The organism is Acinetobacter sp. YH01022 (genome assembly GCF_013420235.1).
Taxonomy (GTDB): domain Bacteria; phylum Pseudomonadota; class Gammaproteobacteria; order Pseudomonadales; family Moraxellaceae; genus Acinetobacter.
Window position 1 is genome coordinate 1 of the sequence record NZ_VOYP01000033.1, and the last position, 26,115, is coordinate 26,115.

The window sequence follows — 26,115 nt, forward strand, 5'->3', positions numbered from 1 at the left end:
GACTCATGAGTGCTCGGTTATATGCGGGCCAATTGGTTGTGCGGTAGATTTTGTGTGTAGGCTTCTTCATTTGAAAATTATATCGCTGAAAAAGCCTTTACAGATAGGTTTGTGCAACAAAGCCCCCTTAAACTGATTGGTAATGCAAAGCATCACCAACATGGAATGTATTTGGCATTTAACAAGGCTATTGCAACAGAAGCACAGTCTAAATTTAACCATAATGTTAAGTGCAAAACATTTCACAGCCTAGCTTATAACTCAGTTCCACGCTGGCTGACCAATAAATTAAAAAATCGTCGCTTGATGTCAAACCAATTGGCATCTCGCCATGATCTTGAGAATTATCAAGTACCAGTGGCATTGGTTAAACAACGTGGTGAGGATGATCAGAAGCGTTTATTTAACTCAAAACGTATGGCCACATCTATGATGAATGCCGTTGGTTATTTCTGCCGATCTAATTACAGCGAAATTCAACTATCACAAGTTTACGCTGCTTTACCAGATTGGATGGATGATACATATCGTGCTGAATTGGCAAATATCCTTTTACCTAAGGCACATGATTACTGGAATGACATTTTAAATCCTGCCGGCATTAACCGTCTCGAACATGACCACTACCTAAAATATTGGGCATTGAGCAATCCAGTGATTAATGCTGACTTTATTTTATTTGATGAAGCACAAGATGCTGATCCAATCATGTTAAATGTCTTGAGTAAACAACGTGCTCAGGTAATTTATGTTGGTGATCGTCACCAGCAAATCTATGCGTTTCGTGGTGCTGTCAATGCGATGCAATCCCTAGATATTGCTGAAACACGTTTGAGTCAATCATTCCGTTTTGGTGAAAACATTGCTGATCTTGCGAATAAAATTTTGTTCAATGTTTTGGATGAAGAAATTCCATTACGTGGTTTTGAACAAATTGACTCCAATGTTGGTGAAGTCACCGATATGGTTGCAGATGCATTTATCTATCGTACCAATGCTGCTGCCCTTTCCAACATGGTTGAGTTAGTAAAAATTGGACGTGAACCACGTTTGGAAGTTGATACAGGTTCTTTATTAAAAAACATTGAAGATGCCAAAAAAGTTAAGTCTGGAATAAAAGTCCACGATGGAAGTGTATTTGAAGGCTTTAGCAATTGGGAAGAAGTCATTGAATACACAAATGAAGTTTCAGGTAATGACTTAAAACCTTTAGTCAGTCTTATCGAAAAAGTCGGTGAAAATGCATTAATCGACTCATTACTTAAAAGTAACTCCAGTGATTATGACTGCATTGTTACCACAGCTCATAAATCTAAAGGCTTAGAGTTTAACAAGGTCAAACTTGGTGGTGATTTCTTTTATAAAGAAGCTGCTGCACCTGGTGAAAAAATCCTAACTGAAGATGAAGCTCGACTTTTATATGTTGCTGCTACTCGAGCTAAAAAGCAGTTAGATATTTCTGCATTGAACCCACTGTTTAAAGCTATCGGATATAACACCCAAGCTGAGGTAAATGCCTTATGCGTCCAGTAGTAAAACAGAAAAACTTCTTAGGCTTCAAAATCTGGTTAGAAAAACTGGGGTATGAGGTGAAGCAGTTAGATGGTGGTTTTGTGGCACGAGCAAAAAGTCGAGAAGCACAACGAGCATATAAAAAGTCACATCATTATGTGCGTGTTGGCTCAGACCTTTCAGGTAATCAAGCAGCTTATGAGCTTGGAGCTGAATTTGAAAACCATCTTCGTGCACCTGAACAGACTTGTACAGCAAAAGCAGAAAAGGAAATTCTGCATATTGTTAAAGGTGAATCACATGGAATGGGTTATCTGGTGGCTTGAAATTATGTTGGTAGTGAACGGATTTGTATTTATTAACTTTGAATTATGGTGGCTGTGATGCTTGATTTAAATAAAGAGCGTGAAGCGTTTAATGAGAATTTTGGATTACCTGAGTCTGACGATTGTTTTTTAGGTGAAACTTCTCCTGAGCAAAACAAATTGATGTTGAAATGTCATTGGCTTGGATGGCAAAGATGTGCCGAAACTAAACAAGCAGAAATAGACCAACTCAAATCAAAATTAGCTGATGCGGAAAAAGCTGTTGCACATTATAAAGCTATGAATGAAGCAAGCGAGGTGGAATGATGGGAGTAGCTATCAATCGAAATGACCAAATCGATACTTCAATGATGTTGATTCTGCGTTATAAAAGACCCGTTGTTGCCTTAAAAGATATTGTTGAAGATTACATGCCACATTTAGATATGGCAGCTGCAAAACAACGAGCGGCTAAATGTAAACTACCTTTCCCAGCATTTAAGGTGGATGGTAATAAATCTGAATACTTTGTAAACTTAACGGATGTTGCAGTTTGGTTAGATTCACTGCAAAAAGAGTCTCAAAGAAATTGGAGTGAGGTGAATTGATTTCACCTCCTTTTTTTACGCCAATTCTACGCCATACGCCACGCAAAAAACACTAAGATATTGATTTTAAATTATTATTATAAATAGTCTAACCCACCTGCCATGGGAGCAACAATTAAATTATTTGACAGTTGATATGGACCAATATACATATAAATTCATCACTTTTTCGACCGGCATAGTATACTGCATATGCTGTATAGGCTCATCCTTTTGGAACATGTTTTCATCATTATGAAAAAAACTCTTTTTACTTCATCTCGGTTTAAATCTTTGAGTATCCTGGCTTTGTCTCTTAGCTTAGTGGCATGTGGGGATAACTCGTGGTGGTCAAAAAACAATGAACCAACCCTAGAAGAAGATCAAGTCAAACGGCTTATTCCACCACGTGTTAATGACCGTAGTTCTTGGGCCAAAGACATTTACGGCATTACCGATCAGCTCGGTATTCCTCAAACCAAAGAAAATATTTGCAGTATTGTGGCTGTGGTGGATCAGGAATCCAACTTCGTTGCTGACCCGCAAGTTCCCGGTTTAGGTGAAAAAGCGGTGAAAGAAGTTCAAGATCGGCTGGATGAAAAATTTAAAGATAAATTGGGCGATACTCTGGGCGGAACCATGGCCGGTTATTTTGAGCAGGTTCTGAAAAATCAGCCCACCCCTGAAAATAATTATTTAAGTCAAATGCGTCGCGTGAAAACCGAGCGTGAACTAGATGAACTCTATCGTGAAATTTTTGACTATATGTCAAAACATTATCATGTCAGTGCCTTAACCGGTGCAGCCAAACTGGTCGGTCAAGACATGGGCGAAAAATTAAATCCGATTACCACTTTAGGTTCCATGCAGGTTCATATTGGCTATGCCAAAGAACATAAACACCAAGGCGGCAATATGGCCGAATTACGTACTGATTTATATAGTCAATATGGTGGCTTGTATTACGGTATCCACCGTTTGATGATGTACCCTGCCGATTATGATAAAGCGATTTATCGTTTTGCAGATTATAACTCTGGCATGTATTCAAGTCGCAACGCAGCTTTTCAAAGCATGCTCAATGACTTGACGGCAACAGAGCTTGACCTGGATGGTGATTTGTTGCTTTACACTAAAGATGGCTCAGTCCGTTCTGCAGCCAGTCAGTCCGAACGTGAACTGATTAGTGTATTTGCAGCCAACAATATTCTTGTTACACCACGACAGATTCGTTCTGACTTAAAAAAAGAAAAAGAGAAAGATTTCGAAGATACAGCAACTTATCGTGCGGTAACCAAGCTCTACCAAGAGAAAACAGGCAAAGAGCCAATTTATGCTATTATGCCTGAAGTGGTCATTTCTGGCCCTAAACTGAGTCGTGATTATAATACCAACTGGTTTGCAACGCGCGTAAATGGAAGATATCAATCATGTATGCAACGGGCAAAAAGAATAAAAATTTAGCGCTCTTTGATTTTGATGGAACCCTGTGTAAAAAGGACAGTTTCACGGGGTTTATCTTCTATGCTTTATCCAAACGCCATATTGTCAAACAAGGTATTAAAATTCTGCCCTGGATTCAAGCTTATTATTTGAATGTCTATTCTGCACCTGCCATGCGCTCCAAATTGTTTCGTGCCATGTTTAGCAATGCCAATGCCTTAGAACTACAACAAATGGCACAGGAATATGCAGTAAATTTAATGAATCAATTAAATCAGCCTTTGCTTAAGCAGCTTAAACAGCATCAAGCCTTAGGCGATGATGTTGTATTGGTTTCGGCATCGGTCGATGTCTATCTCAAGCCTGTCTGTGAGTTATTAAATATTGATTTAATTTGCACTCATACTGAACAAGTCAATAATATCTATACGGGACAATACACCACACCCGATTGCAGTTCGGAACAGAAAAGACAACGAATTTTAGAAAAATATCATTTAACTGATTATGCTGTAATTTATGCCTATGGTAATAGTCATGAAGATAAGGAAATGCTTGCGATGGCCCATTATGCTTACATGGTGGGTATCAATGAGACTATTCCTGCATTGCCAAAAAAGATACAACAAATCGCCATTTAAGAGCTGCAAAATTATTCAAAGGTATAGATATCCGTTTTGGCAAAAATTCATTTGTTCTATTGTCCTTATTTTCTTATTAGGCAAGTCGTAAAAGCTGGACTCAACAGAAAATTTGTCAGGTCATGACTATGGCAAATAATGGAAATTACATGAACTTAACAAAAACACTTAAAGCTTATATACATCAGTAAAAAGCCACTTGAATAGAAGTGGCTTTTTATGAATACAAGATTATTTCTTAAACGGGAACGCATATTTAACGATACGTTTAAGCACACTGCCATACTGTTTAACCAAGCTGGCATTATTGTAATTTAAACCATATTTTTCACAAACTTCCTGAACTTTAGGCGCCATTTTACGATAACGGCGCGCCGGAATATCCGGATATAAGTGATGCTCGATTTGATGACTTAAGTGACCGGTCAAAATATGGAATGCCTCTGAACCTGTCAAGTTTGATGAGCCACGAATCTGGCGCATATACCAATGACCGCGACTTTCATTTTCCAGTACCGATTTCGGGAACACTTCCACATCTTTAGTAAAATGACCACAGAAAATAATACTGAATGTCCAGATATTACGGATACCATTCGCCACCAGGTTACCTGTAAATACAGGTAAAGCTGCTGGACCGGCAATCAACGGGAAGAATACATAATCTTTAAACAATTGCTTACCAATTTTTTTCTGCATCGGTTGCCATTCTTTCTTGGCCTGTTCCTTAGATTTACGTCCTTTCCAAACCTTACCAATTTCAAGATTTTGGATAGCTACACCCCACTGGAACAGCAGGCAAAATGGAATGCTGTAAATTGGCTGCAATAAATAACCCGGCTTCCAGCGCTGCTCAGGAAACAAACGAAGTAAACCATAACCGATATCATCATCCATTCCTTTAATATTGGTATAGGTATGGTGCTTATAATTATGGGTTTGACGCCAATTGTCCGCTGTCCCGACAATATCCCACTCAAACGTTGGACCATAGAATTTAGGATCATTCATCCAGTCATATTGACCATGCATGACATTATGCCCCAGCTCCATATTTTCCATGATTTTGGCAAAGCCCAGTAAACCGGTACCTAATACCCATGCTGGCGGGAACCAGCCTGCAAATAAACAGGCACGTCCGGCAATGGAAGCATAACGGATGGTTGAATAAACTCGGCGGATATATTTCGCATCCTTTTCGCCGATATCATCAAGCACTTCTTGTTTAATCGCATCCAGTTCACGAGCCAAATCATCTAATTGAGATTGTGTGAGCTCACCATTTTTCGGATTTTTAAAATATTCTATTTTAACAGGCATATTCATGATATTTATCTCACTTATAAATCAATGACAAGGTCAGACTGTGCTGAATTGACACAGATTTTTAATAAATTACCAGGTTCGGAATTTTGACTACCATTCACTAGATCTTTAGTTGAACCTTCAACTTTATTACACACACATTTATGACAAATGCCCATGCGACAACCATGAGTAGGTTTAATATTTTGTTGTTCCAGACTGCTCAGAATAGACTGACCTTTAGGGATGACCAGTACTTTATTGGATTTCAGCAAAGTAATATTCACAAAGCCAATATCGGAAGTTTCAACAGGTGTCATGCTAAAAGCTTCACTTTTGAAACTCTGTGCATTTGCAAACAGCTGTTCCGCCTGTGCAACAAATCCGGATGGACCGCAAGCATACACCAGACTATTTTCAATATTATTCACCAAAGCCAAGTGTTCTTGGTTTAAACGTTTGCCCGCATCTTCTTCCTGGGTATAAAAAACCTGAAAAGAAAAATTCGGATATTGTTCAGCCAGTTGTTCAAAACGTGCTTTAAAAGCAACATCAGCATATTGTTTAACCCAATACAACAACTGGATCGGTGCTTGAGTCATGCGATCTGTTTTAGAGAGTGCTTTGAGTAAACTTAGCATTGGGGTAATACCACTACCCGCCGCAAGCAATATCATCGGTTGAGCCTGTTCTGGTAACAGCATATCCCCATAAGGCTGACCAAATTCAAGAATATCGCCAACTTGAGCATGTTCAACCAACCAGGAGCTGACTTTGCCCTGATCAACTTTTTTAACTGTTAATAAGACATGTTGAGTATCAAGCTGCGTCAGACTATAGCTACGTTCATAGCGAACACCGTTGACTTCCACAAAAACCGGATGGTGCTGCCCTGCTTGCCCCATTTTAAAATGACGGTTCACCTGAATGGTTAAACTCATCATATTTTGCGCAGAATTTTCTTTTTGGACAATTTTACCTAAGGCCTGATTGACTGACCAAAGGGGATTGATTTTTTGCAACCAGAAATCAGCTGCGTACTGGTCAATTACACTTTCAGCCAATGAACTTAGGGGAGATTTTTTCATTTTTTCTACAACATGCATAGTCAGTACCACGCGATCGATTTTTAATTATTATACACATGTATATATACTTGTATATATATTTGTATTGTTTCTATTCATTTCCCAAGTTGCAATGCAACCGTTATAATGTTTTCGTATCTCTAATCCCTTGAAAAATATGAACCCGTCTTCAATCAAAAAAAATATTGATGCTCCTGTTGATAAACAGAATGTTGTTCATGAACCGGTGACCGTCCGTACTGTAGGACGAAAAGCAACCATTACCAAAGAAGAGCTGTTTCAAGCTGCATTGAACTTAATTGGACCGCAAAAAAGCATCTCTTCCTTGAGCCTACGTGAAGTTGCGCGTGAAGCCGGCATTGCGCCCAACAGTTTTTATCGGCATTTCAGAGATATAGATGAACTTGCGATTGAGCTGATTGATCGTGCCGGGATTGTATTGCGTCAAATTTTGCACCAAGCGCGCTTAAAAGCCTCCAAGCAAAACAGCATTATTCGCAGTTCAGTCGAAGTTTTTATTGAACAGTTAGATGCAGATGAAGGCAATTTAAGTTTATTGCTGCGTGAAGCCTATACCGGCTCCGCTTCATATAAATTAGCGGTTGAACGCCAGTTAAATTATTTCCAGCAAGAATTACAGGAAGATCTCATTCGCCTGGAACGCCTCAATAACAACAGGCTTTCTCACCCCGATATCGCCGCAAAAGCCATTACCCAGCTGGTATTTAATATGGGTGCAACAGTGATTGATATCTCTGCGAAGGAACGTAAGGAAATTGCCGAACAAACCATGATCATGATTCGGATGATTCTAGAAGGTGCACGCCATCTGGATGAAGCGAAAATCCGGTAATTTATAATTTTATTGTTCGTGAAGAATACACATATGGATTCTTCACTATGCATTCAATATTTTGCTGTGCTGAAATAATTTTTTTCACTGATTGGGATATGCTTTCAGGTTGCTCTAAAGGAAACATATGTCCGCCTTCAACCACACTAAACTCAATTCCATAGATTTTTTTCATTCCTTGCGGCAAGCCCTGTTTATAAAAGTGACTCTGTTCTGCCGTAATTAAATGTACAGGCATTTGCGGTACTTGACGTGGTGTACGCCACCACCAGGCTGGAACGGTTCTGAAAATTTCTGCTTCAATGGCTTTAGGAATAGTTAAGGTCACGCCTCCTCTGCTTTGATCTTCTGTAATAGCATGAGCAAAATAATCATCGAAACACTGCTGATCAAAATTTTTGAACAGCCGATTATTGCGTAAAGATATATACGCTTCATCAAAACTGCGCCAATGATCTTTGCGTTTAAGCGTAATCGCTGCAGGCGTGATTTTATCAACGGCTTTTAACCTGAGCTTTTGCAAGCCTTCAAAAATAGCTGACTTGCTGCCGATCACAAAAGGTGGATCCATAATCACCAGTTGTGAGAACAGATCAGGACGTTTATAGGCCGCCATTAAAGTGAGCAGAGAACCAAATGAGTGACCCAAGCCAATCACCTGCTGGTTTGGAAACTGCTGTTCAATGTCGGCAATCACCTGATCCACCAGATGTGTCCATGTATAAGTGACGGGATATTCAGGACTCATTCCAATCACTGGAATAGCTTTAATATCAAATTCTTCTTCAAAAGAGCGAAAAAACTTCTGATAACTAGCCGAAGGAATACCATTGGCATGAGTAAAATGAATTGCATTTTTTCTGAATAATTCATCTGCCATACAAGCTGCTCTTGTTAAAATTGTTCCCGTAGTAGTGCGATAGCTTAAGCAAAAGCAGGCCTGGATGAAATCACTAAATGCTTAACTCCCTGACTTGCAAGTCAGATGGCTTAATTACAGAATTCTGTGCAACAAATGATTTGGCTACTGCGGTTTATTTTCGCGAAACCACCAGAAACTGACTGCCTAAAAAAGTTGCTCCACAAGTTGTCTTATCACCTGCAATCACCACCCCACGTCCTTTCACAGTAGTTGACTGTTCAGCAGCAATCGCGGACACAACAGTTTGGCATTTCGGACAATAATGCTTCATGCCATGCAAATGCACAGCCACTCCATTTATGATAAAAGAAGAATCGCATTCCGAAACTATACCGCCGTGCGAGGTGGTAGAACCGAGGGTTATTAAAGACTGAGCCATTGTTATTCTTCTTGTACTTTATAAAAATTATTTTCTTATTTTAGCATGAGTTGAATTTTAAGCTAGATGAGTCATAACCCCTTCATCTTAAACATAAAAAGCACCCACAGGTGCTTTTTGTTTCAATTCCAAATTATGGTTTAACTACCACCATCACCTGAATGGCTTCCGGTGTGACAGATAAGCCATCCAACAAGCTCAAGCCTTCTTTCTGGAATTTCTGTAAGCGTGAAATTTCATCTCCACGGATACTTGGGTTGAATTGCTTCAGGTAAGTTAAACTGTCAATTTCATATTGCCATTTATTGCCATAAACTTCTTTTGCCTGCTGCTTGAAGTTTGGCAATGCAGTTTTGGCAATATCCAAGGCTTGTGCATAACGCTGCTCAATCACTTCACGGCGTGCTTTCACCACTTGACGGCAGCTATTGCCATCTAGGTGATGCAAATAAGGTTTCAGGATTTCTGGTGCAATCTTTTCAGACAGGTCCTGACCTTTTTCACTGAGCAATACACGAATCAACTGTTGTGGCAAGCTTGACGGCAGGTTCAATGCCTTCGGTGCAACCACATCCACTTTGAACCAGACTTCCATCAATACCGAACCCTGTGGCAAGGCTGCTGATTTTAATACCGCAACGTTGGTACTACCAAAAGATTGAGTATTGATCATTTCCATCACACTTTCGGTGAATGGATGCTCAAGGGTTAAATACTGTGCATCTTCACGAACTTGCGCCTGATCACGATAGAAAGTCGCAGTCATGCCTTCTTCATCTAAAGACAAGCCTTGTACCTGCATTTGATCGGTCGGCTTGATGATCACCGTACCGTTACTTTGCTCATCAAAATCGATATTGGTCGACGCCATAAAGCGTTTCATAAACATCGGCAAAGTGGTGTTGTCGTCATAATCTTCAAGCGCCTGCACAATTTCCTGCGCCACAATTGGACGGCAAGAGTTGTATTCCAGCAGACGGTCACGGCCTTCCTGTAATTCTGCTTCCAGGGCTTCACGCTGAACACTGACTTCTTCCAGCAAATCTTCAAACTGCTGGCCTAGGTCTGCCAATAAACAGTCTTTTAACTTCACGATGAAGTTTTCTTGCAAGGTTTGTGCAGTCGGGGAAATATTGCTGAAGATATTTAAACCTTCGTTGTACCAGCGAAACATACGCTCTTGCGCTGTACCGACCAGATAAGGCACATGAATCTGAATCCGGTTTTCCTGACCAATACGGTCCAGACGACCAATACGCTGTTCAAGCACATCCGGGTTCGCAGGCAAGTCAAACAAGATCAGGTCTGATGCAAACTGGAAGTTACGACCTTCCGAACCGATTTCAGAACACAACAGGATTTGTGCGCCATAAGATTCTTCAGCGAAATATGCTGCTGCTTGGTCACGCTCAAGCAGGCTCATGCCTTCATGGAACATCGCAGTACGGATGCCGGCATGCAAACGCAGCACATTTTCCAGCGCTTCCACTACAGGACCACTACGTGCAATCAGTAATACTTTTTTGTGCTTGAGTTCGGTACGCAGCATTTCCATGAGCCACATCACGCGTGGGTCATGTTCCATCCATGCGCCATCGAGCTGTGCTTCTTCCGGCCACATCTGGTCACGTAGCTTACCGTCTTTTGACCAGTTTGCAGGTGCTGGTAAAGGTGCCGGTTGACAGTCACGACCCGGGAAACCCTGAATCGCTTCACGGGTATTACGGAATAAGATACGGCCGGTACCATGACGGTCTAATAATTCGTGAATAGCACGGAAACGCTGTTCCGGCTCATCCTGAATGCTATGACCCAACAAACCTTCAATCGCTTTTAAATGCCCTTCTTCCAAAGGCAGGTCTGACATCAGCACTTCAGCAATTTTTGCAGTCTGATGATACTGCTCTTCTTCATCAAGGAAGCGATCGAGCGAACTAAAACGTTGCGGATCAAGCAGACGTAAACGGGCAAAATGGCTTTCTACACCTAGCTGTTCTGGAGTAGCCGTGAGCAGTAACACACCCGGGGTTTTTTCCGCCAGTTCTTCAACCAAATCGTAACGGTCATTACCGCCTTCTTCTTCACTCCACATCAGGTGATGTGCTTCATCCACCACCAGCAGATCAAAACCGGCTTCTAAAGCCTGTTCACGTAAATCTTCGTGATCCACCATCAAATCAACAGAAGCAATGATGCGCTGCTCGGTCAGGAATGGGTTTAAATCAGGATCATGTTCCTTGATGGATGCGGTACGGGTCAAATCGAACAGTGAAAATTCGAGATTAAAACGGCGGCGCATTTCAATCATCCACTGATATTGCAGTGAATCTGGCACCAGAATCAGGATACGTTCAGAACGCGATGTTTTGAGTTGCTGATGAATAATCAGGCCCGCTTCAATGGTTTTACCCAAACCGACTTCGTCAGCAAGTAAGACACGCGGTGCAAAACGCTGTCCCACTTCATGGGCAATATAAAGCTGGTGCGGAATCAGGCCTACACGCGCACCGACCATGCCGCGCAGAGGACTGTTCTTCATATTGGCTTGCATCAGTAAAGCTTCAATACGCAGGTCATACCATTCTTTATAGTCGACCTGACTGGCCAGCAAACGGTCAAGCGGTTTAGACAGCTGGATGGTCGCACCAATACGGGTTTCGTTAAGTGACTTACGTTCTTCTGAGCCATCTTCCAGATTGCGCACCACATTATAACGAACGACACCATGACGGTCTTCTAAAGATTCAACTGTCCATTTGGTGCCTTCCTGATCCTGCAGTTCATCTTTCACATTGAACACAATACGTGATAAAGGTGCATTGTTACGTGCATAGACACGTGTTTCATCACTTTTTGGGAATAAAATGCTAACCGATCTTTCATCTACGTCTATAAGAACCCCTAAACCAAGTTCTGTTTCCGTGTCTGATAACCAACGCTGACCAATAGCAAACTGATGCAATTTTTCCACCTTTATCTAAAAATGAGGACACTAATTTCAAACCCAAAATCTGCTTGGTATTTGAGCAAAAAACTAGGTCTTTAAGCAATATATTTTGACATAAAGCCCACTAAAAAGTGCGCAAAATCTATGAGGATTAAAAAGTTTTTACTTTAAAAAGGAACTGGAGCATAAAACTCCATCAGCTGTTCTGTTTGCGGATGATAAAAACTTAAGTTTTCAGCATGCAGGCACAGACGCGGCATCAACAGTTGCTGCTCAGGAGTGGCATATAAAGTATCACCAATAATGGGATGACCCAGATATTGCATATGCACGCGTAGCTGATGGGAACGGCCGGTAATCGGGCTAAGTTTGACCCGCGTCACCGCCTGCTCTTGAATTTCAAAATGTTCGATGGCCTGCCAATGTGTCAGTGCAGGCTTGTTATGATTGGGATCGGCAATATGTAAAGGTGGATGTTCAGGATCATAGACAACAGGTACATCAACCGTACCTTCCCCTTCGAGATGCCCTGCTACAATCGCCTGATAGGTTTTATCTGTTTGACGTTCCTGAAACTGGCGGGAAATGGTTTTTTGTCCCCATCTGCTCAGGCCAAACACCAGAATGCCTGAAGTATCCCGGTCCAGACGGTGAATCAGTAGTGTTTTGGGTTCTATTTCTAATAATCGGTTGATCACGCAATCTTGTAAATCTTCGGTTTTGCCAGGAACGGTGAGTACACCTGCAGGTTTATGGATGACCATAAAGTCTTCATCACGATGTATCAGATGTTCGGTTAGAAAATTACTCAATGTTCAATCCCAGGCTGATCGCGCAAACAAGGCGGCAATGATAGAAAGCTTGACACAGAATTACAATGCACAATATTCGAATTGGTGACGGTTTTTCCGATTTTGCTCAAAAATTATTTCAATCTCGTGTTATGAACGTGCTGATTGCAATACAAAGCTGACCAGCGCATGTAGTGAATTGTGTTTTAGGACATCTTCATACGTAATATTTGCCCCATGCGCTCGCCAAATACCCACTAAAGTGACAATAGCAACAGAATCCAAACCGTATTGTTTCAGATCGATATCAGGATCAATTTCCAGAGCATCCATGTTCAGTTGCTCTGCAACCGCAAGCATAATTCCCTTGGGGGAAAGCACATAATTGGATGGAGCACTTAAATCCCATAATCTAGTCAAACTATAGCTATTCATATGATGCAAGCCGTGTATCGAAATGTTATCAATCCATTGAATATGCTGGTCTTGATTCGACAATAAAATCGCATCGTCCACTACACAGATTTGCTCGGTGACACTTTGTAGATGCGGCAATATTTGCTTGAGCATCGGCGTGACCTGCCCGGCAAAAATCAGTTGGGGATGCGATGATGCATATTCACCGAGTTGCTGCATGCCCTGCATCAGGTCATCGCCATACAAATCAACAATCGGAATATCTAAAGCTTTGGCTTTATTGGTGATCTGAACAAGATGGGTCATGAGGTCGCTGTCTTGTATGCCTGCCATCATCCTTAGGTTGTGCAATCCCACCAACACTAAAACCGATTCAGTTGCTGAAAGCTGCCATTTGGCTTGGGAGGGGGTGAGTTGGATCTTTTTGGGTAATGGATAAAACATTAAGCCTCAACCTGCGCTAAAAACTTCTCAATCGCTACCTGTGCAATCTCCGCATCTTCAAACGACTTCACACCTGACACCCCCATCGCTCCGACCAACTGCCCTTGATACAGAATCGGCTCACCACCTTCTAACATGCCCGAGAACGTTTCCATAGTCAGAAAGCCCATTTGACCGCCTTTGATAATATCTTCAAATAGCTTGGATGGACGGCGGCTCATTGCCGAGCATTTGGCTTTTTCTAGACATAAATTGGCTGTCATAGGTGATGCCCCATCCATACGTTTCATCGCAAGCAAATTACCCGTTTCATCTACAATGGCGATACTGACATTAAAATCATGTTCAAGTGCATATTCATAAGCTGAATTTAGTAAAAATTCCGCATCGCTTAAAGTCAAATAATGTTTGGTTTTCATATTCGCTCTCAAAAATTCTTTATAAAAAAGCCCGCTATAAAACGGGCTTCATTTACATGCTCAAAATTAAGCGGATGCTTTCATTTCAGCAAAGGTTTCTTTCGCAGCTTGAATAGTAAATTCAATATCTTCATCACTGTGTGCAGCTGAAATAAAGCCAGCTTCAAATGCAGATGGCGCAAAATTCACCCCACGCTGCAACATGCCATGGAAGAATTTACGGAAGGCATTCACATCACATTTCAGCATTGAATCAAAGCTGGTAATGTCTTCTTGATCGGTAAAGTACAAACCGAACATCCCGCCCACTTGTTGAGTCTTGAATGGAATATCTGCTTCATCCGCAGCAGCTTGTAAACCGGCAAGCAGTTTTTCGAGTTGCGCAGTTAATTTTTCATAAAAACCTTCGGCACGTAAATGTTTAAACATTTCAATACCGGCACGCATCGCGAGTGGATTACCTGACAATGTCCCTGCTTGATAGACTTTACCCAGTGGCGCGATGCATTCCATCACTTCTCGTTTACCACCAAACGCACCGACTGGCAGGCCTGCACCAATAATTTTACCCAAAGTGGTCAAATCAGGTGTTACGCCATAATGTGCCTGTGCACCGCCTAGACCGACACGGAAACCGGTCATCACTTCATCAATGATGAAAACCGAACCATGCTCATCACATACATCACGAATTGCTTGCAGGAAACCGTCAATCGGTTTCACCAAGTTCATGTTGCCTGCGACTGGCTCAACAATTACGCCAGCAATTTCATGACCGAATTTAGCAAAACATTCTTTTAAAGTCGCGATGTCATTGTATGGCAGGGTTAAAGTGTGCTTGGCAAAATCAGCCGGTACACCCGCAGAAGTCGCTTCACCTTCACCGCTAGTCAACATGCCTGAACCCGCTTTAACTAAAAGCGAGTCTGAGTGACCGTGGTAACAGCCTTCAAATTTTACAATCTTATCGCGGCCTGTGTAGCCTCGTGCCAAACGGATTGCTGTCATGGTTGCTTCCGTACCTGAATTGGTCATACGAACCAGTTCAATCGACGGCATGATTTCACAGATGATGTCAGCCAGGGTTGTTTCATGAACTGTTGGTGCACCAAAGCTTAAGCCATCAACAGCAGCCTCTTGTACGGCTTTAATGATGTCAGGATGGGCATGGCCTAAAATCATCGGTCCCCATGAACCAACATAGTCCACATAGCGTTTACCATCGACATCGTATAAATAGGCACCTTTGGCTTTTTCAATAAATACAGGCGTACCACCCACCCCATTAAACGCACGTACCGGTGAATTCACCCCACCCGGAATATGTTTGCTGGCTTGTTTAAACAATTGTTCTTGCTTTGGAGATAGGCTCATGAATTTACTCAACTCAAAATTAAATCAATCTAAATCTATATTATTAAAGGCTGTCTTGAAAAAGTGCAGACCATTCATCAAGACGCTCAGGAATGGCATGCATAGGACGACCTAATATATCACTAATCACTGCACAATAATCTGCACCAGATTCAACCACGATCTTTGAATTTTCAACGGTTAACCCGCCAATGGCACAGATCGGCACATTTAGTTGCGTTTTGGCTTGTTTTAATGTTTCCAAACCAATGTTTCCGGCTTCAGGCTTACTCTCAGTCGCATAAATTGCACCAAATGCCACATAATTTGCACCATCGGCAATCGCCTGTTCTGCCAATTCCAGTGAATTGTTGCAACTGCGACCAATCAGGACACCTTCTGGCAAACGTGCAACCGCATCGACAATAGAGCCATCATCCTGGCCCAGATGCACACCTACACCGTATTTAACCGCAATTTCAAGATCGTCATTAATCACGAAAGGTACGCGATATTCAGCACACATGGCTTTCATATACTCAATTTCATAAAATTGATCTTCTTTGGCGACTTTTTTACGACGGTATTGCAATACTGAAATACCGCCATTGGCCATTGCACCTTCAAGCTTAGCCAATAAAAGTTCTAAAGGATCATCATTGGTGATCAGATATAAACCGCGCATAACAAACTGCCAAAATTAAAACTGCCCTATTATAGGCATATCAGGAACAAGATTCAGCGGAACTGACTTAATTCCTTAAAATTACAGCAGATGAATATCAAAAATTAGAAAACTTAAACGGTAGCAACTTTGAGTTAAATAGTGTGAAAATACCTATTTTCAGGGATAGATCATCTGAAGATTAAACGATTAAATAAACCACAAAATGACAATAAATAATAATTATAAAAACAAAAACTTGAAGCACTGAAAAGACTTCCTGATCCTTGATTATAAAATGCGCTTGGGGGAAGCGAATCAAGGATTAGGAAGTCATTCTATTTTTATTCCGCTAAAATTGGGTAATATCTTCAACTCTGACAAAGCATTTCTTGTAAATTTTTAATTCCATATTTTTTAATTTTGGTTCAAAAAGTTTAGCTTTTATCTAACCTTCCTTAAATAAAAAAAGCCTAGAGAAGGTCACTCTAGGCTTGGAAAACTTTAAAATTAGGACGCTCGAAGTAAGAAATAAATTTATTCAATGCCTGTTCTATTAATAGAATATTCACTCTACCATTGCAAGTCTACATTCCGTAAATTTACAAATATTTTATTTTTAGGTAAATTTTTTCAACACTATTCACATAATAAAAGTGATTTTTTAACTAACTGGGAATTTTATCCAGGGAACGATCTTTTAAACTTAAATTCCCACGCAACACATCAGAAAACATGCGCCAATCTGAAATAAAACTATAGAGCGGCTGTTTAAAACTGGCCGGTTTGTTTTTTTCAAAGCAGAAATGACCTGCCCATGCACTAGCATAGCCGAACAATAATCCATAAACCAGATACTTTGGCTTTCTTTTTACAATGGCACGACTTAATAGGCATGCCCCGACACTACTGCCGAATATATGCAAACGGCGACTCATAATATTACGATGCTCAGTTAGATAAAACCGATAGAATTCATGATAGTTTTGAATCGGCAGCTGAAATTCCGGTTCTGGATGATGTTCAAATTTGAGCTGGATTGTTGTATTCATGGTCATAGTCCTGCCTATTTTGATTCAAGTTAGCTCATATTTCAGCCAAATTAAAGTGTCCGCTTTTATCATTTTTTTGATCATTTGCAAAGCAACCAGTCAAGAATCCGTTCGTCAAGTCTTACATCAAAAATCATTTTCGCTACAATCATCAGCTTAGAATGAACAATGCTATTTCCGGCGCTATAAAAGAACAGATTTCATAATGCATGTGTAAGCTATAGATAATGTTTGCATTGCTGACATCGCATCAAAAAATTAGGATGAAAAATCATGATTGAAGTTGAATTAAAATTTCAAATTCCTGAAGCAAGACGTAATGCTTTACTGAAAGCATTGGATCCTAAAAAATCTGAAATTATTCAACTGAAAGCCAAATATTACGACACATCGGAACGCTTACTCTCACAGCATGGTGTTGCCTTAAGACAACGTCTGGAAGGCACACGCTGGATTCAAACCTTGAAAGCTGCCGGGAAAAGCCACTTACATCGTTTTGAGCACAATCATGACCTGGGTGAACTGGAACAGGCACCGCAACTGGATTTATCTATTTATGAGCAGGATGCTGAAGCACAACACATCCTGAAAAATGCTTTGGGTGAGGCACAGGATCAACTTAAATTACAGTTTGAAACTGATATACAGCGTACCTTTCGCGTCATTCATTTTGAAGAAACCGAGATAGAAGTCAGTCTAGATGTTGGTGAAGTGCGTACCGAAACAGCGCAGAGTGAAGTACATGAAGTTGAATTTGAATTGAAGTCAGGCTCAGTCCAATCTCTTCTCGCCTTTAGCTTTGAATGGGTGAAAAAATATCACCTTTGGCTGGACGTGCGCAGTAAGGCCGAAATCGGCAATCTTCTGGCCATCCAGCAACCCGTCAGTCCGGCAAAATTAGCCAAGGAATTTCATTTAAGTAAAAAAGACCCCGCCAATAAAAACTTGCGCATGCTGATTGCCCAGCAGTTACAGCATTTACTGCCAAATATCGCAGCTATTGCTGCAGGTGTTGCCGAGCAAACCCATATTCAGCAGGCACAAATTGCCCTGGATCATTTACATTTGACCCTGTCGTTATTTAAAGACTGGAATGAGGCAGTTTCCGACAAATGGGCGGTGCAGCTGGGTGCATTTAAGCATCAGTTTGATCATTTACAGCATTTGCAGCACATGCAGTCGACTTTAGGCGCATTTTTACAGAATCCCAATACTGCATCAAATTTAGCCAAAGATATTTTGTATGCTAAAGAAAAATTGGCCAATCTGGTACGTTCAACACAAAACGTACATCATTATCTGGAATTATTGATGTTTGGCTTGGACCACAAGGATAAGTCCCAAGTGCACGACTTAAAGTGGTTTGCGCAAAATACCCTGCAAAATCAATATAAACAACTCCAAGATCATCTCGCAAATACCGATATTGCCAATTTTGAAAGTCTGGATCAGTTAGCCACTAAAATTCATGAACTGAAATTTAGCTTCCCGATTCTAACTTCGATTTATGATGTCAAAAATTTGCAAAAATACAGCAAAGCCTTGAATGATGCGCAACTTGCAGCCAGTGAATATCAGATTCTGGCCTCTTCTGCCGAGTATATTCAGCAAACTGAACTGGAAGCCAGTGACTGGTTTGTGTTGGGTTGGCTGACAGCAAAACAGGAAGTGTATGCACAAAACCTGCTTGAAGCGACAGAACAATTCCTGGTGAGTCGTAAATTTATTAAGTAACAAATAAAGCGACAAAATTAAACCAGTCAAATCAAAGCGTATGGCATGATCTTTTAATGCACACCAATGAGTGGGGCGACATACGCTTGATCTACTTTCTGGCAAAACCCTACTCTTTTTTTGATACTGGCTTACAATGAAAGTCATGGCCCTATCGGATGATGAAGCGTCAGGAGTTTTAACATGCTTGAAGTAGAATTAAAATTTCAGATCCCCGCATCAGATCAAGAAAAGCTCTATCAGCTCTTCTTGAACAAGAATGCTCGCTTGATTTCTTTATACGCAAAATACTATGACACGCCCGAACGGCATTTGGCTGAAAAGAATATTTCATTACGGCAACGTCTTGAAGACGATCACTGGATACAAACTTTAAAAGCGCCCAGCGATCATTCCTTACAACGTTTTGAACTGGAAAGCGATTTAGGCAAACTAAATGCCCCTCCGGACTTGGCCCTTAAGATGTACCAGTCCGATCCGAAAGCAAAACAATTGCTGCAAAATGCTTTGGGCAAACAGGTTAAAAACCTGATTGTGCAATATGAAACAGTCGTTCAACGTCTGGTGCATGTGATTCATTTTAACCGTTCAAAAATTGAAGTCAGTCTGGATCGCGGCGAAATTCGACATAACGATCAGAGCGTGTCAATTTATGAAATTGAATTTGAGCTTAAACAAGGTTCCATACAAGACCTGATCAAATTTATTCACCCCTGGGTGCAGCGATATCATTTATGGCTAGATGTGCGAAGTAAAGCTCAACGCGGCGATTTGCTGGCACAGAGTTTAAAAAATCCTGCTGCTCAATTTGCCAGCCCACTCAAGCTGAATCCACAGGACTCAACAGATCAAGCTTTAAAGCAGATCATCAATAATACCTTGCAGCACCTATTGCCGAATGCATCAACCATCGCTTCCGGACAGTATGATAGCGAACATGTGCACCAGACTCGGGTTGCCATTCGCCGTTTAAGAAGTGCCTTACGTGTTTTTGAGGACTGGTCAAAAGATGTCAATCCAGACTGGCAAGAGCAGCTGACTCATCTGTTCCGCCAACTGGGTTCAACCCGTGATCGCGATGCCTTGAGTGAAGGACTTTTACCTCAGCTCGAACAGGCAGGTGCCCCTTTTGTTCAGCTTTCGAATACGCCTGAACAATCCGGCATTCCCATTGATGAATCATTACGTTCTTCAGACTTTGTAGAATTGATTCTGCATCTGCTGCGCTTTGTCGATCAGCCATGTAAAGAACAGAAAAAATCCGGATTAAAAAAAGATATCGCCAAAAAACTGCAAAAAATGCATCAACAAATCTGCAAAGATGCCGATCAATTTTTACAGCTGGATATTCCCTCCCGGCATCGTACCCGCAAACGGGTCAAACGCTTGCGTTATTGCGTAGAATTCGTGGCTTCGCTTTATCCTGTTCAAGATGTAAAACACTATCTCAAAGATTTAAAACCCGCCCAGGAAAGTTTGGGACAATATAACGATCTAATGGTGGCTGAAGCACTATTTCAGGATATGGTCAAACGTAAACAAAAAGCATGGTTTATCTTGGGCTGGATTGCCAGTGAGAAAAAATACGTTCTGCAACAGGCTCAGCAGCATTTAGACGATTATTCTAAAACCGATACTTTCTGGTAAGTAGAAAATGTAAAATCAATATTAGCGATATTTGCCAAATATTTTCCAGGTTCCATTATCTGCCAGTGGATCACTATACCTGTCATTGCGCTGTTTGCGCGGCTTGTCACGGGCATCTACCAGCTCAAAATGTGACTCTGTACTGAGTACAATACCATTCACATAAAACCGTGTGCGTGTGTATTCACTTTGTCCATGCTGGAACACATACGTGCGCAAGTCGATAAATTCGCGATGTGCCACCAAAGCTGCCGTATTATCACTTTCTAACCAGACACGCATGGCTTGAATTTGTGCAGGTTCATATTGTCCACACTTATCCACCAGGCTGGCTATACCACGAAAGGTTTTCGACTCTTTGGCGCGGGTTTTATTAATTCGGATGCGGTCAACATGAAAATAGAACAGCGGCAGATTCAAATGGCTGGGTAAATGCACCACATCGAGTGTTTCATCTTGCATAAAAGGCTGAAACAGGTCTTGTGCTCGTTCAATTAACCCGGTCCATTGCCGGTAATATTCATCGACTTCTTTTTTAGACCCATAATAAATAGGTAAGCCTTCTACATTGGCCAGGTTTGCAGGCGGCCAAATATTTTGACGCAATAAGGCGATGTCACTTTTTAGACTCTGTACAGCAATGGCATCTTGCATTGGAGTATCCATTTTTATGCTTAGGCTATTTTTAGATTAAGCCAAAGGTTTAGTTTCTGCAAGGCTTTGCCTATAATAAGGCCATTAGATCGTTTTTGCAGGAAAAGTTCATGGTTCAAAAGATTGAAGCAACAGATGTAACCGAAGAAGAAGCGTTAAATGCTGCTTTTTTTGAACGTGCTGATGAATTTATTAAACAAGCCAACGAATTTTGCCGTGTCGAAAAAGGTTCTGCAGTGAAACCTGCTGAAATGCGCGGACAAGTCAGCGCTGCCATGTTGTTTGCTACTGCCCGTTTTAATACTTGGGTGGCTGCCAATAACTTTAAAGATGGCAATGAAATGCGCGATGCCAAAGATCAGGTGATGTCGTACATCATGCAGCAGTTCCAGATGATGCTGGAAGACAACTATGATGAATATTGCGAACAGTTTGAAAACTATCTTCGCTTCCGTCGTAACGAAGAATTTCATACCAACAAGCATGATCATGACCACAATCACGATCATTAATGAAAAGCCCTACGGGGCTTTTTTTATCTGCTGAGTTTTTGGATAAAAGGTCATCCAAAGCCAAAATACCTTAGCGTATGGTGACATAACAGAGATTTACTGAACCAAAGACTGACCATGCAACAGCAGGAGACAGTTTCCGGAAACTTCGATTGACTGGACCATTTTGGCATGCCTGCCGGTCTTTTTGGTCAAGTGGGTACTTTGACCGGGTTGACCAGAGTCGCCCGGGAAAACATTCTGGTGCGCTGGCAGGAGGATATTGCCAAACTGGCCAGTTGCCCGAATATTTATACCAAGATATCGGGCCTGTTATGCCTGTATTAGGTCATCAGTTTCATAAACAAGACCGCTTAGCCAGCAAACAGGAAATCTATGATTTAGCCTTTCCACTGATTAGCCATGTACTGCGCCACTTTGGCAATTACCGGGTCATATTTGCCTTCAACTTTCCCATGGATCGGGTCATCAACAGCTCACTGCTGAACATCATTAATGCCTTTAGTGATGTGGTCGTGGGATCTATGAATGCACTGAAACAAGTTTTTTATCATAACGCGAAGCAGTTTTATCGGCTTTAAAAGAAACCTCCCCTAACCCCTCCTAAAAGGAGGGGAAAAGCACAACAAATATATGAATAGCAGGATAGAAAATAGCGTTTAAAAGTTATGACTTGTTTTGTGGCTTTCCATACTGGTCTGCCATGACTTCCACCAGCTGATCCAGTTTGATGTATTTCTTGATTACGGTATCTACATCTGCCTTAGTCAATTTTGCAAAAGCCTGATCACGCTTTTCACGGAACAACAAGTCGCGATTATGTTCCAGTTGCGGCAAAAGCATCGCGTGAATACTGCGTTCATCTTCCAAAGCAGTCACCCGTTTTTTCAGAATATTGGCTTTGGCCGCTTCCAGCTCCTGTTCAGTTACCCCTTTAGTGAGTAAATCATTCAGTACCTTATGCACGGCTTGTGATACTTGCGCCGACTTTGCTGCCGTATAATTGGCTTCTATGGTGAGTGCCCCTGAATCAATCCATTCATCCAGATCCAGATTGCTGCCAAATCCATATACCAAGGCATTTTTCTCACGGAGTTCCTGGGCTAAACGTGAAGACAGCTGTGAGTCAGCCAGAATATAACTAAATGCCATTAAGGCTGGTGCATCGGCATGATTCGAACCCACCGGCAAGGTCAAAATGGCCTGATAATTACCAAATTCACGTTGCTCTGATAAAGCATGGATTTTTTGTGCCTTATACGCCTGATAATCAGAACTTAGGCGTTGATAAGGCAATTGTGCTTTCCATCTAGAGAATTCTTTTTGTAGCAATTCAAGCATGGGTTGAGCCTGATAATCACCAGTAATCGCAATTTGTGCATGATGACTGATAAAGAAATCCTGATATAATTTTTTCACTTGCTCAACTGTTGCTGCTTTAAGCTGCTGTTTAGACAGCTCAGGTTCAAAATGATAGCGTAAATCTCCTGGCTGATAGGTTTCCAATAAGCGCGTCATGGTCAATGCAGCAACTGTTTCAGGTTCCGTATATGGACGATCCAGGCTCGACAAGCTTTGTGACTTGATCAGGTCAAATTGCGATTGTTCAAACTTCGGTGTTTTCAGAACATCAAGTATAAATTTGAAATAATCATCAAATTTCTCTTTTTTCGCCACAATCTGAATGGCAATACTATTTGCAGATGCTGTAGCCGTTGCTCCACCACCCGCTTCAATCGATTTGTCTGCAATATCCTGCAAACTATACTGATCTGAGCCACGCAAGAGTAAATAGGCCATCAAATCCAGTACTTCACCTTTATTAAACAAAGATTTATCCGTACCAAAGTCAACAGAAATGGTGGCATAGGTTTTATCATCACGGGTAGAGGTCGGATACAAAGCGTATGCAATACCGTTTTTCAACGTTCCGCGCTGGATTTTCTTTTCAATATCCACCAAATACTGCTTTGAGGTTTTGACGTATTCCGCGACTTCCTGCTTATAGGCACTGCTGTCTTTAAGCGGCTCTTCTTGCACACTGGCCTGATCTAAGGTTTTAGGTTGCTCGGCAGCCTGTTGTTGTAATGCTTTTTTCTGATCTTCCGGGGTCGGTTTAATATCTCCAGAAATGCGATGTTCTGGCACTAAAAACCGGGTCAGGGTTTGATTGACATCAGTAAGCTTCAATTGCTTCACATTATTCAAATCAGTAAAATACTGCGACCAGTCTCCCTGATAAGCCACATAATAATCACTTAAACGCCCCCCCAAAGCGGCAGCATTACTGAGTACACTGTCTACCTGATTCTGAATCAGGTTTTTTACCCGGTTTAGTTCGGTCTCATTAAATGGCTGACTTTTTTCCACACCCGCAATAAGTTCGGATTGCACTTTTTTCTCATCATGATTCGGTGCATAAATGGCGCCCATAAAGACCAGATTAAAGTCCTGATCTAGCCAGGTAGTAGATTGAACGCCGGTACTTAAACCAGTTTCCACCATGCTTTGATAAAGATGCCCACTCGGTTGCATGGTATATAAATAAGGTGTCAGTGCCAAAGCAGATTTGATCTTTTCATTTTTGCCATTCAGGTAAATATTGAATTTAGCTAGATCACTGCCCTTTTTTACAACAAAATTTCTATGCTGAATTTTGGCTGAGTCCAGCACAGGAACTTTGGTCTGTACTGGAACCTGACGAGTTGCTATTGGACTAAACTGTTGATCAATCTGTTTTAACACAGCGGCTTTATCAAATTTACCGGAAATGATCATTACGGCATTGTTCGGTGCATACCAGGTTCGATAAAATTTATTCAGCTCATCCATTTTAATGGACTGCAATTCTTTTAAATCGCCAATCGGCAAACGTCCCAGATACTTATTGCCATAAGCCGATTTCCACATCTGGTCCATCATCACTGCAAAAGGCTGATCCATACGAACTTCACGTTCGCGTTTCACAATGGCAATTTCAGAAGGGACAAACTTTTCTTGCAGCACCAGCTTGTCCATACGTTCAGCTTCAAGATGAATCACTTGATTAATGGCATTCTGTTCAGGACGGATCACATTGGTATATTTGGTGGAATAATAATCCGTACTGGCGTTGGTCATTAAGGTGTATTGATCCAGACGGCGCTGAAATTCTTCACCTTTGATGTTCTGTGTACCCTTAAATGCCAGATGTTCGAGCAAATGTGCCAAACCGCCTTTGCCCTGCGGATCATTAAGTGAACCGGTCAGATAGACCGTGTTCATAAAGATTTTATTTTCTTTATCATTTTTCGCCAGCACCACGCGAAAACCATTGTCTAATGTATATTCTTCAATCTTCTGCTCAGATTTAACCAAAATCGGTTGTGCCCAAGCAGTTGCACTAAAACCGACAAATAATAATGAGATAGTAAGTTGTTTGAACCGCATGAGCATAATTATTCCAATTTATTCAGTCATATAAATTTTTAAGCATCACATCTTAGAAAATGATCATGATGTTGAGTAGTTACTTTTTGCAAGCATTACCGTTTATTTCAATAGCTTTGTCGTTCATTTATATCCAGATGTTACAAATGTAGCTCTGCCTGCATATATAATTTTGCATAACCTGAAACTTCAATCCGTTCATTTTCAAGCAGTTCACAATATAATTTTCCCCCACGTGCAGATGCCTGATCAGCCAGAATATCTTTTTTGCCCAATTTCTCTGCCCAAAGTGGCGCAATCGCGGTATGAATTGAACCGGTAACCGGATCTTCATCAATGCCATTAGCGGGAGCAAAATAGCGCGATATACAATCATAAGGCGCAGCAGCCTGAGCAGTAATGGCCAGGTCCAGAACACGCTTGGGTTGGGTTTTCTCGGCTTGATTGAGTGTCCATTGTTTGAATAATTCCAGATTGGGCTTTTCATCCCGTACATCTTGTGGATTTGCATATTCCATAATGTAGGCCTGATGATTTAAATAAACATTTTTAAATGGCTTGCTTAAAATTTGCTTTAAAACTTCAGGATAATGGGTAATTTTTTTTGCACGGCGAATCGGAAAGTCCATTTTGATTTTGCCATCCACCTCTTGGCTTACCACAAAAATGCCGAGCTCTTTAACATGAAACCGAAAGGTTTTCGCAGCAGTATAATCTTTAAATAGTACAAAACTGCTGGCTAGCGTTGCATGTCCACAAAAGTTCACTTCTGTGGTTGGGGTAAACCAGCGGATTTCATAGTTTTCTGCATCAAGCATTTTTACAAAAGCAGTTTCTGCCAGATTATTTTCTAAGGCGATATTTTGCATCAAGACCTCATCCAGCCAGTGTTCAGTCACAATCACTGCCGCAGGATTTCCTTTAAACAGTTCCGTTGTGAAGGCATCCACCTGATACATTTTCATCTTGATTTCCCCAATTTTAGATTCAGCACTTTGTATGTTCTAAATGTAATAC

24 protein-coding genes and 2 pseudogenes are annotated in these 26,115 nt (G+C 41.2%); 11 read left to right on the top strand and 15 right to left on the bottom strand.

The window, feature by feature from the left end:
• Positions 1 to 165: 165 nt before the first annotated feature.
• Genes FTT87_RS11705 through FTT87_RS11720 form a run of 4 tightly spaced genes read left to right on the top strand, consistent with a single transcriptional unit; the run spans position 166 to position 2,425 of the window.
• Entirely contained in the window at positions 166 to 1,533 is a 1,368-nt protein-coding gene (locus FTT87_RS11705; RefSeq protein WP_257230582.1) for a 3'-5' exonuclease, read from the top strand.
• Positions 1,521 to 1,838, top strand: coding sequence for a hypothetical protein (locus FTT87_RS11710; protein WP_004761418.1), 318 nt, complete (start codon positions 1,521 to 1,523; stop codon positions 1,836 to 1,838). Before FTT87_RS11705 ends, FTT87_RS11710 begins: the two co-directional genes overlap by 13 nt.
• Before the next feature lie 57 nt (positions 1,839 to 1,895).
• Positions 1,896 to 2,144 (top strand): hypothetical protein, encoded by a 249-nt coding sequence (locus FTT87_RS11715; protein WP_155722690.1) that lies wholly within the window; start codon positions 1,896 to 1,898, stop codon positions 2,142 to 2,144.
• Complete coding sequence (locus tag FTT87_RS11720) at positions 2,141 to 2,425, top strand: pyocin activator PrtN family protein (protein ID WP_227512909.1); 285 nt, start codon at positions 2,141 to 2,143, stop codon at positions 2,423 to 2,425. Before FTT87_RS11715 ends, FTT87_RS11720 begins: the two co-directional genes overlap by 4 nt.
• 86 nt (positions 2,426 to 2,511) lie before the next feature.
• Here FTT87_RS11720 and FTT87_RS16250 read toward each other — a convergent pair.
• Positions 2,512 to 2,577: pseudogene (locus FTT87_RS16250) on the bottom strand (hypothetical protein); the annotation flags it as partial.
• Positions 2,578 to 2,659: 82 nt separating this feature from the next.
• On the opposite strand from FTT87_RS16250, the gene FTT87_RS11725 reads away from it, so the two are divergent.
• Both FTT87_RS11725 and FTT87_RS11730 read left to right on the top strand, forming a co-directional pair.
• Positions 2,660 to 3,868 carry a DUF1615 family protein gene (locus FTT87_RS11725; protein WP_180174901.1) on the top strand — a complete coding sequence of 403 codons (1,209 nt, stop codon included), beginning with the start codon at positions 2,660 to 2,662 and terminating at the stop codon, positions 3,866 to 3,868.
• Entirely contained in the window at positions 3,835 to 4,488 is a 654-nt protein-coding gene (locus tag FTT87_RS11730; RefSeq protein WP_180041728.1) for an HAD-IB family hydrolase, read from the top strand. The genes FTT87_RS11725 and FTT87_RS11730 overlap by 34 nt, the downstream gene beginning before the upstream one ends.
• 231 nt (positions 4,489 to 4,719) lie before the next feature.
• On the opposite strand, the gene FTT87_RS11735 is transcribed toward FTT87_RS11730, so the two are convergent.
• Together FTT87_RS11735 and FTT87_RS11740 are read right to left on the bottom strand one after the other, a co-directional pair.
• The gene (locus tag FTT87_RS11735; protein WP_180174902.1) at positions 4,720 to 5,814 is read right to left on the bottom strand and encodes an acyl-CoA desaturase; all 1,095 of its coding nucleotides are present in this window, start codon (positions 5,812 to 5,814) and stop codon (positions 4,720 to 4,722) included.
• Between the two features lie 14 nt (positions 5,815 to 5,828).
• Positions 5,829 to 6,899, bottom strand: a complete 1,071-nt coding sequence (locus FTT87_RS11740) for a ferredoxin reductase (RefSeq protein ID WP_180174903.1) — start codon at positions 6,897 to 6,899, stop codon at positions 5,829 to 5,831.
• 139 nt (positions 6,900 to 7,038) lie between these two features.
• Here FTT87_RS11740 and fabR point away from each other — a divergent pair, with 139 nt between their 5' ends.
• The gene (fabR, locus tag FTT87_RS11745) at positions 7,039 to 7,734 is read left to right on the top strand and encodes an HTH-type transcriptional repressor FabR (RefSeq protein WP_086195526.1); all 696 of its coding nucleotides are present in this window, start codon (positions 7,039 to 7,041) and stop codon (positions 7,732 to 7,734) included.
• Between the two features lies 1 nt (position 7,735).
• On the opposite strand, the gene FTT87_RS11750 is transcribed toward fabR, so the two are convergent.
• From FTT87_RS11750 to FTT87_RS11790, 9 genes are all read right to left on the bottom strand, one after another.
• Positions 7,736 to 8,614 (bottom strand): alpha/beta fold hydrolase, encoded by an 879-nt coding sequence (locus FTT87_RS11750; RefSeq protein WP_180174904.1) that lies wholly within the window; start codon positions 8,612 to 8,614, stop codon positions 7,736 to 7,738.
• 154 nt (positions 8,615 to 8,768) lie between these two features.
• On the bottom strand, positions 8,769 to 9,035 hold the full coding sequence (locus FTT87_RS11755; protein WP_180041732.1) for a PAAR domain-containing protein: 267 nt from the start codon (positions 9,033 to 9,035) through the stop codon (positions 8,769 to 8,771).
• Positions 9,036 to 9,168: 133 nt separating this feature from the next.
• Entirely contained in the window at positions 9,169 to 12,006 is a 2,838-nt protein-coding gene (gene rapA, locus FTT87_RS11760) for an RNA polymerase-associated protein RapA (protein WP_180174905.1), read from the bottom strand.
• A gap of 143 nt (positions 12,007 to 12,149) precedes the next feature.
• Positions 12,150 to 12,794 (bottom strand): RluA family pseudouridine synthase, encoded by a 645-nt coding sequence (locus tag FTT87_RS11765; protein ID WP_180174906.1) that lies wholly within the window; start codon positions 12,792 to 12,794, stop codon positions 12,150 to 12,152.
• A gap of 129 nt (positions 12,795 to 12,923) precedes the next feature.
• Positions 12,924 to 13,634 (bottom strand): phosphopantetheine-binding protein, encoded by a 711-nt coding sequence (locus FTT87_RS11770; RefSeq protein ID WP_180174907.1) that lies wholly within the window; start codon positions 13,632 to 13,634, stop codon positions 12,924 to 12,926.
• Complete coding sequence (locus tag FTT87_RS11775; RefSeq protein WP_180041740.1) at positions 13,634 to 14,053, bottom strand: heme-binding protein; 420 nt, start codon at positions 14,051 to 14,053, stop codon at positions 13,634 to 13,636. The genes FTT87_RS11770 and FTT87_RS11775 overlap by 1 nt, the downstream gene beginning before the upstream one ends.
• 66 nt (positions 14,054 to 14,119) lie before the next feature.
• The gene (gene hemL, locus FTT87_RS11780) at positions 14,120 to 15,427 is read right to left on the bottom strand and encodes a glutamate-1-semialdehyde 2,1-aminomutase (protein ID WP_180041742.1); all 1,308 of its coding nucleotides are present in this window, start codon (positions 15,425 to 15,427) and stop codon (positions 14,120 to 14,122) included.
• A 43-nt stretch (positions 15,428 to 15,470) separates the two neighbouring features.
• A complete protein-coding gene (gene thiE, locus FTT87_RS11785) occupies positions 15,471 to 16,091 on the bottom strand; it encodes a thiamine phosphate synthase (RefSeq protein ID WP_180041744.1) in 621 nt (206 codons plus the stop codon).
• Positions 16,092 to 16,738: 647 nt separating this feature from the next.
• Positions 16,739 to 17,122 carry a DUF962 domain-containing protein gene (locus tag FTT87_RS11790; RefSeq protein ID WP_166166573.1) on the bottom strand — a complete coding sequence of 128 codons (384 nt, stop codon included), beginning with the start codon at positions 17,120 to 17,122 and terminating at the stop codon, positions 16,739 to 16,741.
• Positions 17,123 to 17,395: 273 nt separating this feature from the next.
• Between FTT87_RS11790 and FTT87_RS11795 the strand changes: the two genes are divergently transcribed.
• The gene (locus FTT87_RS11795; protein ID WP_180041747.1) at positions 17,396 to 18,856 is read left to right on the top strand and encodes an inorganic triphosphatase; all 1,461 of its coding nucleotides are present in this window, start codon (positions 17,396 to 17,398) and stop codon (positions 18,854 to 18,856) included.
• A 183-nt stretch (positions 18,857 to 19,039) separates the two neighbouring features.
• Positions 19,040 to 20,503 (top strand): CYTH and CHAD domain-containing protein, encoded by a 1,464-nt coding sequence (locus tag FTT87_RS11800; protein WP_180174908.1) that lies wholly within the window; start codon positions 19,040 to 19,042, stop codon positions 20,501 to 20,503.
• Between the two features lie 21 nt (positions 20,504 to 20,524).
• On the opposite strand, the gene FTT87_RS11805 is transcribed toward FTT87_RS11800, so the two are convergent.
• Entirely contained in the window at positions 20,525 to 21,157 is a 633-nt protein-coding gene (locus FTT87_RS11805; RefSeq protein WP_180174909.1) for a hypothetical protein, read from the bottom strand.
• 110 nt (positions 21,158 to 21,267) lie between these two features.
• Here FTT87_RS11805 and FTT87_RS11810 point away from each other — a divergent pair, with 110 nt between their 5' ends.
• Positions 21,268 to 21,669, top strand: a complete 402-nt coding sequence (locus FTT87_RS11810; protein ID WP_086195539.1) for a DUF3144 domain-containing protein — start codon at positions 21,268 to 21,270, stop codon at positions 21,667 to 21,669.
• A gap of 130 nt (positions 21,670 to 21,799) precedes the next feature.
• Positions 21,800 to 22,250 (top strand): annotated as a pseudogene (locus tag FTT87_RS11815) (amidohydrolase family protein); the annotation flags it as partial.
• An 85-nt stretch (positions 22,251 to 22,335) separates the two neighbouring features.
• Here FTT87_RS11815 and FTT87_RS11820 read toward each other — a convergent pair.
• Together FTT87_RS11820 and FTT87_RS11825 are read right to left on the bottom strand one after the other, a co-directional pair.
• Positions 22,336 to 25,104 (bottom strand): pitrilysin family protein, encoded by a 2,769-nt coding sequence (locus tag FTT87_RS11820; RefSeq protein WP_180174910.1) that lies wholly within the window; start codon positions 25,102 to 25,104, stop codon positions 22,336 to 22,338.
• 134 nt (positions 25,105 to 25,238) lie between these two features.
• Positions 25,239 to 26,063, bottom strand: coding sequence for a PhzF family phenazine biosynthesis protein (locus tag FTT87_RS11825; protein ID WP_180174911.1), 825 nt, complete (start codon positions 26,061 to 26,063; stop codon positions 25,239 to 25,241).
• Positions 26,064 to 26,115 lie beyond the last annotated feature (52 nt).

What these genes read in the sequence shown, in the direction of transcription:
- FTT87_RS11705 (WP_257230582.1), top strand. Translation starts at nt 166, where the DNA reads ATGTATTTGGCATTTAACAAGGCTATTGCAACAGAAGCACAGTCTAAA.
- FTT87_RS11710 (WP_004761418.1), top strand. Translation starts at nt 1,521, where the DNA reads ATGCGTCCAGTAGTAAAACAGAAAAACTTCTTAGGCTTCAAAATCTGG.
- FTT87_RS11715 (WP_155722690.1), top strand. Translation starts at nt 1,896, where the DNA reads ATGCTTGATTTAAATAAAGAGCGTGAAGCGTTTAATGAGAATTTTGGA.
- FTT87_RS11720 (WP_227512909.1), top strand. Translation starts at nt 2,141, where the DNA reads ATGATGGGAGTAGCTATCAATCGAAATGACCAAATCGATACTTCAATG.
- FTT87_RS11725 (WP_180174901.1), top strand. Translation starts at nt 2,660, where the DNA reads ATGAAAAAAACTCTTTTTACTTCATCTCGGTTTAAATCTTTGAGTATC.
- FTT87_RS11730 (WP_180041728.1), top strand. Translation starts at nt 3,835, where the DNA reads ATGTATGCAACGGGCAAAAAGAATAAAAATTTAGCGCTCTTTGATTTT.
- FTT87_RS11735 (WP_180174902.1), bottom strand. Translation starts at nt 5,814, where the DNA reads ATGAATATGCCTGTTAAAATAGAATATTTTAAAAATCCGAAAAATGGT.
- FTT87_RS11740 (WP_180174903.1), bottom strand. Translation starts at nt 6,899, where the DNA reads ATGCATGTTGTAGAAAAAATGAAAAAATCTCCCCTAAGTTCATTGGCT.
- fabR (WP_086195526.1), top strand. Translation starts at nt 7,039, where the DNA reads ATGAACCCGTCTTCAATCAAAAAAAATATTGATGCTCCTGTTGATAAA.
- FTT87_RS11750 (WP_180174904.1), bottom strand. Translation starts at nt 8,614, where the DNA reads ATGGCAGATGAATTATTCAGAAAAAATGCAATTCATTTTACTCATGCC.
- FTT87_RS11755 (WP_180041732.1), bottom strand. Translation starts at nt 9,035, where the DNA reads ATGGCTCAGTCTTTAATAACCCTCGGTTCTACCACCTCGCACGGCGGT.
- FTT87_RS11770 (WP_180174907.1), bottom strand. Translation starts at nt 13,634, where the DNA reads ATGTTTTATCCATTACCCAAAAAGATCCAACTCACCCCCTCCCAAGCC.
- FTT87_RS11775 (WP_180041740.1), bottom strand. Translation starts at nt 14,053, where the DNA reads ATGAAAACCAAACATTATTTGACTTTAAGCGATGCGGAATTTTTACTA.
- hemL (WP_180041742.1), bottom strand. Translation starts at nt 15,427, where the DNA reads ATGAGCCTATCTCCAAAGCAAGAACAATTGTTTAAACAAGCCAGCAAA.
- thiE (WP_180041744.1), bottom strand. Translation starts at nt 16,091, where the DNA reads ATGCGCGGTTTATATCTGATCACCAATGATGATCCTTTAGAACTTTTA.
- FTT87_RS11790 (WP_166166573.1), bottom strand. Translation starts at nt 17,122, where the DNA reads ATGAATACAACAATCCAGCTCAAATTTGAACATCATCCAGAACCGGAA.
- FTT87_RS11795 (WP_180041747.1), top strand. Translation starts at nt 17,396, where the DNA reads ATGATTGAAGTTGAATTAAAATTTCAAATTCCTGAAGCAAGACGTAAT.
- FTT87_RS11800 (WP_180174908.1), top strand. Translation starts at nt 19,040, where the DNA reads ATGCTTGAAGTAGAATTAAAATTTCAGATCCCCGCATCAGATCAAGAA.
- FTT87_RS11805 (WP_180174909.1), bottom strand. Translation starts at nt 21,157, where the DNA reads ATGCAAGATGCCATTGCTGTACAGAGTCTAAAAAGTGACATCGCCTTA.
- FTT87_RS11810 (WP_086195539.1), top strand. Translation starts at nt 21,268, where the DNA reads ATGGTTCAAAAGATTGAAGCAACAGATGTAACCGAAGAAGAAGCGTTA.
- FTT87_RS11820 (WP_180174910.1), bottom strand. Translation starts at nt 25,104, where the DNA reads ATGCTCATGCGGTTCAAACAACTTACTATCTCATTATTATTTGTCGGT.
- FTT87_RS11825 (WP_180174911.1), bottom strand. Translation starts at nt 26,063, where the DNA reads ATGAAAATGTATCAGGTGGATGCCTTCACAACGGAACTGTTTAAAGGA.